The following is a 13,993-nucleotide window of genomic DNA, read 5'->3' on the forward strand; positions in this document are numbered from 1 at the left end:
ATTATGAAAACAAATTACACCCTGCTTATTGGCCTCATCGTTTTGGTACTCACCAACTGTACTAATCCAAAACAAACGCAAGATAAAGCTGTGCCCGAATCCGCTGAAAAGCCTACCCTTTACGGTAACTACGTAAACGATACTTATGCCATACGCCACGAGGGATACGACTGGGTGGCGGTAAGGGTAAAAGAAGGTGCTGATAATTCCATTTATGTATCGGTGCGTTCGCGTGCCGATAAAAATAACCCAACCTGCTCGTTTGATGCACGGGCTTTTAAAACCGATGATAACACCTATGAATCGGTGAACGAGGGCAAGGCTATCGTTTACTCCTTTTCCAACGATTCGTTAACCATTTCCACTAAAAACGAGGCCGACGAAAACATGCTTTACTTCTTTTGCTCAGGTGGAGCCACATTTGCCGGAAGCTACACAAAAATTGATGAGCCGCTCGATACCAACCAGGTTGATAAAACATCGTTTATTAAGGTTTTACGTTTACAGGATGTTGGTTTTACGGTTTCCTCTATCCGAAATAACAAGGCAAACACCTTTACTGTAAGCACTTTTGGCCTGCCACACGACTACAACGAAACCTTCGAAATTACAGGTTCGCGGGTAACAGATGCCGAGGTGGAAGACCTGAATGCCGACGGATCGCCCGAATTATTTGTGTATACCCAATCGGATGGCAGCGGGAGTTACGGCAATGTGTATGCTTTTTCGGTGAATAATTTAAAGTCGATGAGCCAGGTGAATTTTCCACCGGTAGCCGAAAACACCGAGCTAAACAAAGGTTATATGGGGCACGATGCGTTTGCCGTGGTTGAGAACCGCCTGGTGCAACGTTTTCCGGTATATAACGATGGCGACAGCAACGCCAATTCAACCGGAGGTACACGGCAAATAAGTTACAAACTTACCGAAGGCGAAGCCATGCGCCAGCTGAAAGTTGATAGGGTTAGTGAGTACTGAATTAGTTATTGAGTGAATAAGTTATTGAGTGAATGAGTGAATGAGTTATTGAGTGAATTAGTTATTGAGTGAATGCGGAAAAGTTTTGTGCTACCCGGTAACTGCTTCCCAATCTTCAGCACTTAAATTGTATGACGGAGTGTGGGGCTTGAATTTTAAATTGCAAAATGCTAAACAGTTATATGGCCAAGCGCCCACCAACTGTAGCTTACAGCCGGCAACTGGTAGCTTCCTTTATCCTTTGATGCACCGTGGCTTTAGCCCGGTGTAATTTTGCGACAACAAGAACGGCTTTAGCCATTAATTTTCTCATTAAAGGCTAAAGCCTAAAATGCTATTTACTCCTAAATCACCGCCCTGAAGGACGGTGCAAAAAAATCTGTCAGCATGCGAATCCTTACGAGGAATAGATTGCTTCTCCGCCAGCTGGCGGATCGCAATGACATTGTTTGTTGGGGGTACCCGGCAGCGGACAATGACTTATTCATCCCGGCATGATTTATTTTCTGTCCGCTGCCCTGACATTATACTATCGCGTCATTGCGATACCGATGAGTTTTTACGAATCGGGAGAAGCAATCTCGCAACCACCCCGTCAGCGAAAGCATATGGATCATCAAAGTTAAAATCTCATATCGCTGCCACCCCTCCTGCCAGGAGGGGAAACGTTCGTGGTAAGTTTTTTCTCTTAACAATAAAATGAAATGCATTAGTTTCTCCTCCTGTGAGGAGGAGTACCGCTGATGTAGTGCAACGGAGTCAGTGGGGAGGTGGTGTTTGAGATTGCTTCAGTCGTTCCTCCTTCGCAATGACGATATTCGTTTAAAAAGGCCGGCAGCGGACAAAATTATATCTTTCCGGCATGATTCTCTACTGTCCGCTGCACTGCTCCTGTATATACCGCGTCATTGCGATGCCGATGAGTTTTACGAATCGGGAGAAGCAATCTCTCGCAGCCGGCAACCAGCGGTGCGCAGCCGTAATTCATCCTTCATCTTTAATCGATAATCCTTACTTAGCCCAAATAGGTTTTCAATGATTTACTTCGTGATGATTTTTGTAAACGTCGGATGGCCTTTTCTTTTATTTGCCGCACCCTTTCGCGGGTCAGTCCAAATCGTTCTCCGATTTCCTCCAGTGTCATTTCCCTGCAACCAAGACCAAAAAATAATCTGAGAATGTCGTTCTCGCGCTCTACCAGTGTATCCAATGCGCGGTGTACCTCTTTCTCCAGTGATTCCCGCATAAGTGCACGGTCGGCGTTTGGCGAATCGTTATTTACCAAAACATCCAAAAGACTATTTTCATCGTTATACACGAAAGGGGCGTCAACTGAAACATGTCTTCCTGATACGCGTAGCGTAGTGGTAATTTTTTCGGCAGGTAACTCCAGTATTTCGGCTAGTTCTTCCGGCGATGGCTTTCGTTCGTGTTCCTGCTCAAATTTTGCCATTGCCCTGTTTATTTTATGCAACGAACCTACCTGGTTTAATGGCAAACGAACAATGCGCGATTGTTCAGAAATTGCCTGAAGAATGGATTGCCGAATCCACCACACTGCATAGGAAATAAATTTAAACCCACGTGTTTCATCAAACTTCTGACCGGCTTTAATCAGTCCGAGGTTTCCTTCGTTTATCAGATCGGGTAGGCTCAATCCCTGATTTTGGTATTGTTTTGCCACCGATACAACAAAACGCAAGTTTGCCCTGGTTAATTTCTCCAAAGCCTCTTGATCGCCTTTTTTAATTCGTTGTGCCAATTCAACTTCTTCCTCAACAGAAATAAGTTCTTCCTTACCAAGTTCCTGCAAATACTTGTCTAAAGAAGCACTTTCACGGTTCGTAATCGACGTTGTAATTTTTAGCTGTCTCATAGTTTTCCTAAAAAAGCGTGCAATAAGTACATGGTTAAAACCGAACCCAATAACCACCCTTCTTTGGGGTTAAATCAAGTTGTACCGATATGGTCGAAACCCTCGTACCGAAACACGCACATTATAAAATTGTGTAACATAGCCTTTATGCCATACTTAAAAAGTATGCATTATTATCTCTCCTGCGAATAGTGACTCCGATTTTTGGTGGTGAGGTGGTTCGATTTTTCCACAGCTATTACTACGAAAGAAATGCAGGCTTTGTTGCAATGCACGATGTTTGATTTCAAACGAATGTAAGAATGGTGTTAAAAGGTTAGTTAGCTGGTTTTTGCAACGATTTGAAGAAGCGGTAGAATAAAGGTGAGGGTACTTTGGATTGGCAAGGTTGTAACTCCTCTTTGCAGCAAAAAACATTCATGATTCCGGTGAATCACCAACAGGGATGAAAGTAATGCAAATTTTCAGCGAACTCTCCCTCATTCCTTCTCTTCGGGAGCTACCCTTTATATACAAATATTACGGACTTTCAGCCCGATATTTTATTTGATTAAAAGAATAAGCGCTGAAAGTGCGTAATATTTGAGCCCAGGGCAAAGTAATTCAACGAATTACGTCGCCCTGGGTCATGATGATATGATTTGGATCGTCCGGCGAAAGAAAATGATCGAAGCTAATTGGTACTCCCGGACGAAATTTAAATCAGAAAAAGATGTGTATAAAGGGTAGTCGGGAGAAGAGAGGGACGATTGTGTCGAAGCCATAATCAGGGCGAGTCAATAAATTTTGAAGTACATTTTGCTACAAATTGTTATTGGACTTTCAGAAAAAACATTAATGATTTATGGAATCACCAACAGGGATGAAAGGACATCAATATTGTTTCACGCAAAGAAAAGAAGAAGCGCAAAATTCGCAAAGGTATAGAATCTGTTTTGCGTGCTTTGCGAAATTTAGTGATCTCTGCGTGAACTTTTTTGTTTTTACCAAAGTAACTTTCAGAAAAAAGGCCCGACGAACTGTCAGGCCTTTTGTATTGGCGTATAAAATCAACTTCTTACCGTTTGCCTTTCAGCATTGTTATGGTTCCTTCCCAGTAATGGTGCGAGTTATTGTCTTCCGTACTGTTGTAATCATCCGACCATCCGCCACCTGTGGCTCCTTCAAATCGTCCGGTTCCTCCCAATATTTCAAATTCATCTCTCCAGTAATTCACCACATAATCGGGGTGGTCGTCCAATGGCGGCGAAACTACTGCTCCTTCAATCGAAACAAATAGCGAATCGCCGTTGTCGGCTATAATATAAGCATCGGTATTCCCGTAAAAAATAGAGTCTCCACTGGCTGTTGCGCCAAGAATACAAAAATCAAAATGAATGGTTGAAACGCCCACATGTGTTCCTTCGCCCACTCCGTCAACTATAACATTTGTGGTGCCGGGACATTTGTCGCCGGGAGGCATGTAAGTTCCCAGGTAATGCACTTTAAAAGGTACGGTTACCATTTTCATGTCTCCATCTTTGTCGGAGCCGTACTTACCACTTTTGAGGTCGTTTGTAACATCTTCATTGAAATCTGCACAGGCAAAACACAGGCTGACGCAGAAAACCAGACACAGCAATTTTCTGAAGTTTTTCATAATTGGTAATTTTTGGTTAATAAAAAGTCCGGTTTTTCCACAACTGAAAATGGAAGTAACTCTTCATACGAATATTTCCGAATAAAAGTTATCCTATGGGTTTTGTAGGAAGAAAATTGATTGCAGTGAAGTTTGGTCTGTAATCCTCCGTTCTGATTGTAGTATCAGCAGATCTCTTTTAGCAAAAGGTGGATGTGCTTCGAAGCCCAGTCTCTGATGGCTTCAGTACTGCTCCCGGAAAATGTTTTTTTGAATGAAATATTAGATGAAAAAAGAAGGGGAAAGCTCTATGGACGCTTTTTGAAGATGATTGATAATTTACAAACCCCTAAACACAAAACCAATCATAAATACAGAAGTCGCTTTCCCCTATTTTATCTTTAGCAAGAGTCGTACCATAACTGAATGAGGTCTGACCTTTAGATGTTTAACAAAATATTCCATTTTTAATCCTTCTCTATTTGGGAATTATTTCCTCATTTGAGTCCGTTTTCTACACCCGAATCATAAGAAAATCTGCGGGGAGGAGGTATTTAGTTTGCTTCAGTGGTTCCTCCCTCGCAATGACTTTTCTTTTTGCGCCGTAGTTTTGGCCATTAATAATTTCTTTAAAGGCAAAAGCCTATACTCTTCATTTTTCAATATCACCACCCAAAAGAACGGTGCTAAAGTGCTGCTTCAGCGCGAATCCTTAAGCGTGGTATGTGGTTTATAATTAAACGTTGCCCTTACGGACAACGCTTATACGTTCCGAATCTTTGGCCCTGTGCATATCTATTCAGCCGGTTTAATATTCTGGTTGATGCGGAATAAATTGCCCGGATCGTATTTCTTTTTTATCACCGACAGGCGCTCGTAGTTTTTCCCGTAGGCCGATTTTACCAGGTCGGTTCCTTCTTCGCCCAAACCGGCAAAATTTACATACAACCCACCGGGCGAAAAATCCTTCAGGTCATCCAGAAATTCGCGGGAATAGCTTATTACTTCATCGTTTGCTGCGGCATCGGCCCAAATGGCATCAATGCTAAACAGGTAATTCGATTGCCGTCCGGAGAAAGGAGTGGCATCGTCTTTTACGCGGCTCATGGCTCCTCCAATGTGCCAAATGGCGATCAGCACCATTGGTTGCGGCGGATTGCTCGCTTTTGGAACAATGGCATCGATAGATTTTGTATCCAACCGGTTAATGTATCTCGATTTAAAATAATAGAGTTGTTCGCCTTTCGGGAAGAAAGGATCGAACATGGTTTGCAGTGTAGTCCAGGGCAGGGGCGTACTCAGGTCGACCAGTGGCGTACTGAGTTCGCGTAAAGGTTTAAGCAATTGTTCTCCTTTTTCCACTTCACCGGAATGAACAGCAAGAAGGATAAGTACGCGTCTGCCATGCGCTTCTTCGGGGAAATCAGGAACCGGGGGAATGGTCCAGAACATGGCAGTTGAGGATATTTCGTCGGGCGATTCATCCATAAAAGCCTGCCATGCCGGTAAGATTTTCGGGGCTTCTTCGGCAGGGTAAAAAGGCGCACACAAAGTTACCAATGGCCCAACCGGGTACACTTGATACTGGAACGAAGTAACCACGCCAAAATTTCCACCGCCGCCACGCACGGCCCAAAACAGATCGGAGTTTTGTTTTTCGCAGGCGGTAATAAATTGTCCGTCGGCAGTTACCACATCCACCGATACCAGGTTGTCGATACTCAATCCGTATCTTTTTCGGAGATGACCCAAACCGCCCCCCAGCGTTAAGCCGGCAATTCCGGTTGTCGATACCACTCCGGATGGAGCAACGAGCCCGAATACCGATGTTTCGCGGTCGAGATCGGCAATGGTAACGCCGCCTTGCGCATAAACGGTTTTTTTCTCCAGGTCGACCCGAATACCTTTCATTTGCGAGAGATCGATCATTAGGCCACCATCGTTCGAGGCGCTGCCACCAACATTATGGCCGCCACCGCGCACCGACACCAGGATGTCGTTTTCGCGGGCAAAATTTACCGATGCAATAACATCGGCCACTCCCGAACACTGTGCTATAAGTGCCGGTTTTTTGTCGTGCATGCCGTTCCAAATCTGACGAACTTCGTCGTAATTCGAATCTGCGGCAGTTACCAATGCTCCACCCAACGATGCGCTAAAATCATCGATCAGCTGCTGACCGATGTTTGTTTTGTTACCGGATTTTGTAATAATTTCCATGACTTTATAATTTTTGGTTAAAAACTAAAAACTTACGCATGCCTGTTTCACAACAATTGAGCATTGCCGACATGGCAAAACATTTGTGCGAAATATTATCCTGGTAATCAAAGCTTAATTGAGTGGGAGTTACTATGCGCGGGATGGTGAGTTGCTACCTCATACAGCTACCTGCGAAGAGAGAAATAAGTGTTTCACTTAGTTGTAAAAACAGTGTTGCCTTACTTTTTACATGAACTTCAATACAAAATATTGGAGGTATGCTTTTTTAGCTTTTTCGGGTTTTATGCCGGGGGTTATGTGGTAATTCATAATGAGCGGCATAGTGCAGTTTTTACAAGTTCAGTATAAAGTGTAACATGCGCTGTAAAGAATTGTTCATCAGGTAAATGTACTAATTTGTTTATTGCTTGTGATTACGTGTATCGCGAAGAAATCTGATCCATACATACCATGTTTTCATCCATATTTCATCCTGCCACAGTTGTGAGCTATTTATTCCTGAAAGTTTACCATCGGTTGCTGCAAATGGCACTGGCCACGTTATTTGGTATCCTTTTTAAAGGTTGTAACGTATAAAACGGTTGTGTTATAGAAATCTCAATCCTGATCCGCAATATTCCTGATCCCTGTTGCCTGTTTTAAGTTTCACCAAATAAAAATAACATGAAAAAAATTGCCTGCCTTTTACTGGTGCTTGTATGGGGCACCTGCGCCTTTGCGCAAACCAAAAACGGAACAGTGTATTCGGATCACGAATACATAACCAAAACACGCGAAATGTGGAAAGCCTTTCAGGATGGCGACGCAGTAGCTTTTCAAAGCTTTTTTGCCGACAGTGTTTACCGCTCGATGAACGGAACCTGGAGCAGGGTATCAAACGAGGTGTTTAAAAATGCTGCCGAATCGTGGAGCAAAGCTTACGAAAACCTGGAGGTAAAAGATGATAAGCCGGCTTTCCCGGATGCAATTGAGTACAAAGAGGGTGGCACCTGGGTGCAGGATTGGTTGTTGTTTACCGGCACTCACATTGAAAGTGGCATCAATATAGCGGTGCCGTATCATAACTTGTATATGTTTAACGACGAAGGGAAAATTGCAAATATCGGTTTCTATTTCCCAACCGCCACTTTTGATGCTATTCGTAATAGTAGCACAACTTCTGAAAACGGTGAAGTGTATGATAATCATCCGTACATTACCAGGGTGCGCAAATTGGTTAATGCCTATTGCAACGAAAACCTTGATGAGCTGGTTGATTTTTATGCCGAAAATGCGCGGTTCAGCGATTTAACCATGGATTGGAACGAATCGTTTGGCCTCGATGAAGCTAAAAACGGCTGGATTTCGAATTTTGAAACTTACGATAACATCACATTAAAACAACAGGGCTATCCCGATTGTATCCACTATAAAAACGGAGACATGATGGTTGTTTATTCGTGGTGGACCTGGTCGGCCGTTGTTTCGGCTACCGAAGAGAAACTGTCGATTCCGGTAATGATGACGAATTATTTTAATAAAGATGGAAAAATAATGAATCAAAGTCTTTATATGCGAACCGACGAGCGGGAATAATATTATACCCGATACTTATTCATATAAAACTTTTTAGAGCTAAAGGCCATCCGGTCTGGATGGCCTTTTTGTAGTCGTAATTTTAATAAAGCTTCAACTACGCGTTCCTTTTCCCACTTTTATTTCGTGCGGCTTATTCCGGTACTCCATTGTTTTAGCTCTCGCCGGGCGGTTGGTGTCTTTCATTGAAAATCTTTTTGTGTGCTTTTAATTTCTGTAAACAATATTTACCTTTAGAACACTTCAAAATCAAAGAGATAACATATGGTTTTTATCATGAAAAATATAAAACTGCTTTTCACACTGCTATTCTTGTTGCCTGTTGGCGCCTGTATTTTTAACAACGACGACGATGAGCTGCACTTGTACCTTTTTGTAGAAAACAGTACCGAAACCGATGGCGTATTGATTTCAGGTCCGGAGCCACCGGTAATTCAAATTGATTTTCCAACCTATCGGTACGATGAGGAAATGAAAACGCTGAATGGCATTATCGATTTTGAAATTAATAGGAATCTGAAACTCATTTATGGAAGCGGAGCCTGTTTAACCGGTACTGCCGGAGCCGGTTGTGCCAGCGGACTGGAAGGAGTTTATGAAATACCGTTTGAGCATGGATTGTTTGAGCTATTAAAAATTGAAGACGATGGTACCATACGTTTTATTTATAAGGATGAGGTTTTTAGTTTACGTGTAAATGAACAACATACTGAAGTTATGTCGCGTATGGATACGGTTGAGGTGGAGGGAGTTAACAGCATCTCCGAAATTACCCGTACAAAAACTATTTCGAATTATGGTTTTCTGGAAAAGGGAGATATTAGTTCGTGGGAGTGGTAACAAACAGCTGCGGATAAAAGAAAAGGCCATTCCGGAAACAAGTTCCCGAAACGGCCTTTGTAAAAACCTTCTAAGTAATACGTTTAATTATTTGGTTGCAAAAAGTTCTGAAAGTAGTTCGTAGCCTTCAACATTTTTTAGTTTTTGAGCCAATTCTTCTTCCAATATATTTTTATCGCCTCCCAGTTTCCTGAACCGGTCAACATACGCCTGAGCTGCTTCTCTATTTCCGCGGTCAACTTCGCAAAGTGCCAGCATATACAAAGTACCCTGATCGTATGGTCGGTAGCGAATGGCTGACTCGAAATGTTTGATTGCCTTTTTGGTTTTCCGGTCGAAGAATAACTTCTCAGCACCTTTTGTAAAATGATCCTGGGCAATTACGGTAAAATCGCGATTTTCAGCTGACGATTCGGTCATTCCAAGTTTTACCTGAATGGCTATTTCTTTTTCCATAGCCACCGGAGTTCCATTGTTTTTGCCCGGCATCCACATGTAATCGGTTTCTTCCAGTATACTTGTTATAAGGTTATCAACTGTTGGCGAAACGCTGTTTACAATCTGAATATCCGATAAACTTCCATCGGCATTTACTGTAAACTTAACTACTTCGGTACCTTCAGCAGATCCACCAAAATCGGCATCGTATTTAAAATTATTGGCGATGTAGGTTTTTAGCGAATTTGTATTGTCAACAGGGCTATACTTCACCGCTGTAAACTTGGGAGGTGTTACTTCCACATCTGTCATCATGTAGGGAGGTACATTTTCTTGTGCATAAGCAAACATGGTTGCCAACATACAAACGAATAATAATTTAATTGTTTTCATGACTTTGAGTTTTAATAGTTTTCAAATACTTGTTTTTAATTGTTTTAATATCTCTGTTTTCATTGTTTTTACTTGCCAAAATAATATCCATAATCTGAATGTTTTGGACCTAACTAATAGCTAAAAAATATAGGGTTTATTGTGTTGGGTTAGTTCTTCAAATTGTCATCCATTGAACTGTTATATGCAAATTTACGGCACAAGAGGGTACAGGTGTTATCAATTTTGATTCAAAAAAGAATAAAAAAAGATCATTAAGTATTTAATAGGTAGTTTTATGCTTTTATCATTTCCGCCTGGAAGCTGGAAGGTTTTATTCCGTACTCTTCCTGGAAACATTTCGAGAAGTAGGATGGGCTGCTAAAACCGGTATCGAAAGCAATTTCAGAGATGTTGCCGCTTTTGTCGCGCAACAGTTGTTTGGCACGATTAAGGCGATACGTTTTAATAAACGAATTTGGCGACTGCGCAATAAGCATTTTCATTCTTCTGTAAATCTGCGATTTGCTGCATCCCAGGTGTTGTTCGAGCATTGAGGCATGCAGGTCGTGATTTTTCCAGTGTTTTTCCATATAATCCATAAGTGTGGTTAAAAACCGCGCATCGTCGGGCGAAACCGATTTTATACGATCTCCTTTAATCACCACTTTCATGCTTTCGCTTTGAAATAAATTTCGTACTTCGAGGGTAGCCAGTATTTGCGTTGTGGCAACGTAACACAAACGTTTGGCTAGTTTTACCGATTGCTGAAATTCGCTATTGCTAATATTTTCGAGGAAACATCCGCTTATGCCCACTTTAAGAAATAATTTTCGTTGCAGGTTACCTAGGATAGGCGCAAATTCTTTATGAATTTTTAAGGCACAATAAACCGCAGCACTGGCTGTTTCGAAAGTTAGTTGCGATGCATATTGATCGCGAACAATAAAGGTTCCTTTAAAGTGTTTGCAATAATCAATTACCAGTTTTTTGAACAACCTTACCAGTGCACGTCGTTCGTCTAATTCTAAACCGTACAGTTCGTTCGAATCGATACTTAGTGCCACTATAGTTGTAAGCGGCTGTGTGTTCATGTTGTTTATATCGACCATTTCTGCCTGGGGTTGCGATTGTATTTGTTTGAGAAAAAAATCAATAACCCGCGAGTCAACTTCAACAATGTGGTTGGTAACATTGCCATGTTCTTTCTTATGCAGTTCTTCGATACACGAGCGGTTGGGGGCCTCAAATAAACAAAAGGCAACCTTTCGTTTTTCGTCGAACCAGTAACCTAGTTTCCGGCAATTGTACAGGTGTTGAACTTTAATATCCTTAAGGTGCTTTTGTGCTATTGCTTCGGATTGGGTATCACCATTTAGCTCGTGATTATCGATAAAGTAGGGCATATTCTCAAGCTTTTAATTAATGGTTAAACACCGGGGATTTTCCAGAATGTATATATGGATAATGGGTTAACAGGATTACAGTATTAGAGAACGCTTGCCTGATGAAAAATGTTCAAAGTCAAAGATTTAATTACTAAAAATGATTGGCACCGGAGATTGGATTTGTTTCATTCGGATTATGTAGCAATAAACAGAAATTAAATGGTTTTTATCAGCGGTTTGGTGAAAAAAGTCGGTAGTGGGTTTATTGGGTCTGCTGTTTAATAATGCATTGTTTTTCAGGTGTTTATTTCGTAACTTATAAAGTCTGAAATTCAGGCAGGCCGGGGCGGTCTGTTTGTAGGTAGTAACTAAAATCAAACAATTATGGAATGTTTTATCGAATTGTGGAGTGCAAGAGATGCCTGGACACAACTGTCGCATGACGAGCGTGGCAGTTACCTTGAACAAATCGGGCCGCATGTGCAGGCCTTGCTCAACAAGGGAGTAGAAATTGTTGGCTGGGGCGTAAACGATGAGGCCACAACCCATCGGGCTAACTTCGATTTTTATGCCGTCTGGAAATTTCCAACATTGGATATGAAGAAAGAATTTGAAGCCCTTGTGATGGAAGCCGGCTGGTACAACTATTTTCACCAGGAAAACGTGTCGGGAGAATTGACTACTCCCGATGAAATTATTGGCAAACTCATTTCAATGTAAGTATTCTCAAAAATCACCATAACTTTAACTCAAATCAAAATTACTAATCAAATGAAAACCATTTCAATCCTTTTAACCGTAGGTTTGTTCGTGCTTGCTGCATGTACAAACAATGCTGAAAAGCCACTTTCTGAAACAGAAAAAGAAGTTTTAGCCCAAGAGGTGCAAACCACCATTAATACCATGATGGATGGTATGAAAAACATGGATGTAAACCAGGCCTTCGAAGCAAACTTTTTGCTGGATAAAGATTTTAAGTACATCGGAATTCGCGGTGAGACGATGAATGTGGATGCTTTTACCAAAGAGGTTCATGGGATATTCGATAATCTTGAAAAAGTAGATTTTAGCTTTTCATCTCCCGATATTCGGATAGTTACCCGCGATGTTGCAATTGTTACCATGCCCTATAAAGGAAAATTTTATTTCCCGGGCTCTTCGATAAGCTTTCCTGAATGCGGAAGTACACTGGTGCTGCAAAAGAAGAGTAATAAGTGGGAGGTGATTCATTTTCATGAATCGCTGCAGGAATCGGAGTTTATTACCACAGATTTATAACAGGTAAAATTTATATTCTATGAAAAACTTAAGAATCATATCTATCCTGTCGTTTATTCTGTTTGTTACAGCATGTAATTCCCCACAGGTTAAAACTGATGACGGAACTTTAAATGATCAGGAAAAGGAAACCATTATCGCTGAAGTAATGGCTGTCTCTTCAAAATGGATTGATGACAATAATGCTATGGATCCTGACCGGGCAATAGAGTTTTGGTCGACTTCGGACGATTTAAGATTTGCTGAGTTCGGTGATTTTTTTGCCAATCGCGATTCTATTCACTCCACGCTAAAAAATTATTATGCTTCTTCGCGAAGTATGGATGTGAAATGGCTTTCGCGCGATGTTCGTCCGTTAGCTAAAAAGATTGCATTGCTTTCCGGTAAATTTAAGTTTAAACTTGAATTTCAGAACGATACTGTTTTTGAAGGTATAAATGCTTTTACGGCAACAATGATAAAGGAGGAAGGAAAATGGTCGCTGATCCAGGGACATGAATCAACCAAAATGCCGGAGTAGCGTAGAGCACTTAACAGGAACAAATAAAGCAGCCATAATAAGTTGAATTATGGCTGCTTTATTTATAGGATTAAATTCTTTTACAAATCTGCAACTTGCAAATAAATCTGGTCGTCCATTAGGCTGGAAGCTTCTTCTGGAAAATTGTCGGTAATTGTTTTCCAGGCTTCACTATCGTGTATGGCATCGTAGATTTCCTGATTTATCCAGTTGCCTTTTATAAAGTAGTTGAACTCGTCGTTACTGTCCGGAACCACCTTCATTACCGTATAACCACAATCCCAGAAACCCATTTCGGCAATGGCCTGATTCAAATTATTCAGGGCATCCAGCAGTGTGTCAATCGACTTGTCTTCAGGTACTTTTAGCAAATGCAGGCTGGCCATATTTTTATCGTTTTTATTGGGTAAGTGTGTGCTGTGGCAGTAATGCATCAGCCATTTTCCATTTTCTTTTTTTAATACATAATTTTCATTTGCCTCGATATTCATGGTTGCGCCGCCACTCTCAATTGCAGCATTAAACTGAAGGAGAACCAGCGCCATATCGCCAACCACTTCCGTTTTATCGATATCAAGTGTAATGTTTAGGTTGGCTCCTTCCATCGATTTTACCGACGCAATCAGGCCATCGAGATCAGCATGATCGAAACCGGTTTCGTACACACTAAAATCTGTTGTGCATAATGCGCGCATGGCATCGTAGTTGAATTCTTCCATGGCGTTAAAAAAGTCGTTTAAAGTAGTTTCAACGGCAGCTTTTTCCTGCTCGGGATCAACAGTTTGACAAGCCATTAGCAGAGCTAAAAGCCCAAAAAGAAGAAATAAGTTTTTCATAATAGTTGTGATTAAAGTTTCCCACTAATACGTGAGAACACGATAAAGGTT

12 protein-coding genes are annotated in these 13,993 nt (G+C 41.5%); 6 read left to right on the top strand and 6 right to left on the bottom strand.

The features are described 5' to 3' along the window. Positions 1-3 precede the first annotated feature (3 nt). Positions 4-978: a PliI family lysozyme inhibitor of I-type lysozyme gene (locus LH29_RS09145; protein ID WP_045027983.1), complete on the top strand. Its 975-nt coding sequence runs from the start codon at positions 4-6 to the stop codon at positions 976-978. Between the two features lie 1,015 nt (positions 979-1,993). On the opposite strand, the gene LH29_RS09150 is transcribed toward LH29_RS09145, so the two are convergent. The 3 genes from LH29_RS09150 to LH29_RS09165 all read right to left on the bottom strand — a co-directional run bounded on the left by LH29_RS09150 (position 1,994) and on the right by LH29_RS09165 (position 6,692). Then, entirely contained in the window at positions 1,994-2,854 is an 861-nt protein-coding gene (locus LH29_RS09150; protein WP_045027985.1) for a sigma-70 family RNA polymerase sigma factor, read from the bottom strand. A 1,057-nt stretch (positions 2,855-3,911) separates the two neighbouring features. After that, on the bottom strand, positions 3,912-4,493 hold the full coding sequence (locus LH29_RS09155; RefSeq protein WP_045027988.1) for a hypothetical protein: 582 nt from the start codon (positions 4,491-4,493) through the stop codon (positions 3,912-3,914). A 774-nt stretch (positions 4,494-5,267) separates the two neighbouring features. Beyond that, positions 5,268-6,692, bottom strand: coding sequence for an FAD-binding oxidoreductase (locus LH29_RS09165; RefSeq protein WP_082063507.1), 1,425 nt, complete (start codon positions 6,690-6,692; stop codon positions 5,268-5,270). A gap of 666 nt (positions 6,693-7,358) precedes the next feature. Between LH29_RS09165 and LH29_RS09170 the strand changes: the two genes are divergently transcribed. Then, positions 7,359-8,270, top strand: a complete 912-nt coding sequence (locus LH29_RS09170) for a nuclear transport factor 2 family protein (RefSeq protein WP_045027994.1) — start codon at positions 7,359-7,361, stop codon at positions 8,268-8,270. Positions 8,271-8,546: 276 nt separating this feature from the next. Continuing rightward, positions 8,547-9,110, top strand: a complete 564-nt coding sequence (locus LH29_RS09175; protein WP_045027995.1) for a hypothetical protein — start codon at positions 8,547-8,549, stop codon at positions 9,108-9,110. Between the two features lie 87 nt (positions 9,111-9,197). Here LH29_RS09175 and LH29_RS09180 read toward each other — a convergent pair whose 3' ends face one another. After that, entirely contained in the window at positions 9,198-9,941 is a 744-nt protein-coding gene (locus LH29_RS09180; RefSeq protein ID WP_045027998.1) for a hypothetical protein, read from the bottom strand. A gap of 275 nt (positions 9,942-10,216) precedes the next feature. Continuing rightward, a complete protein-coding gene (locus LH29_RS09185) occupies positions 10,217-11,326 on the bottom strand; it encodes a nickel-binding protein (protein ID WP_045028000.1) in 1,110 nt (369 codons plus the stop codon). 366 nt (positions 11,327-11,692) lie between these two features. Here LH29_RS09185 and LH29_RS09190 point away from each other — a divergent pair, with 366 nt between their 5' ends. Genes LH29_RS09190 through LH29_RS09200 form a run of 3 tightly spaced genes read left to right on the top strand, consistent with a single transcriptional unit; the run spans position 11,693 to position 13,106 of the window. Next, positions 11,693-12,028 (top strand): DUF6616 family protein, encoded by a 336-nt coding sequence (locus tag LH29_RS09190; protein ID WP_045028002.1) that lies wholly within the window; start codon positions 11,693-11,695, stop codon positions 12,026-12,028. Positions 12,029-12,079: 51 nt separating this feature from the next. Next, positions 12,080-12,586, top strand: a complete 507-nt coding sequence (locus tag LH29_RS09195; protein ID WP_045028005.1) for a nuclear transport factor 2 family protein — start codon at positions 12,080-12,082, stop codon at positions 12,584-12,586. Between the two features lie 19 nt (positions 12,587-12,605). Beyond that, complete coding sequence (locus LH29_RS09200; RefSeq protein WP_045028007.1) at positions 12,606-13,106, top strand: nuclear transport factor 2 family protein; 501 nt, start codon at positions 12,606-12,608, stop codon at positions 13,104-13,106. 80 nt (positions 13,107-13,186) lie between these two features. Here LH29_RS09200 and LH29_RS09205 read toward each other — a convergent pair whose 3' ends face one another. Next, positions 13,187-13,942, bottom strand: coding sequence for a nuclear transport factor 2 family protein (locus LH29_RS09205; protein ID WP_082063508.1), 756 nt, complete (start codon positions 13,940-13,942; stop codon positions 13,187-13,189). Between the last annotated feature and the right edge of the window lie 51 nt (positions 13,943-13,993).

Origin of the sequence: Draconibacterium sediminis, assembly GCF_000949475.1 — a bacterium.
In the GTDB taxonomy this organism is placed as follows: domain Bacteria; phylum Bacteroidota; class Bacteroidia; order Bacteroidales; family Prolixibacteraceae; genus Draconibacterium; species Draconibacterium sediminis.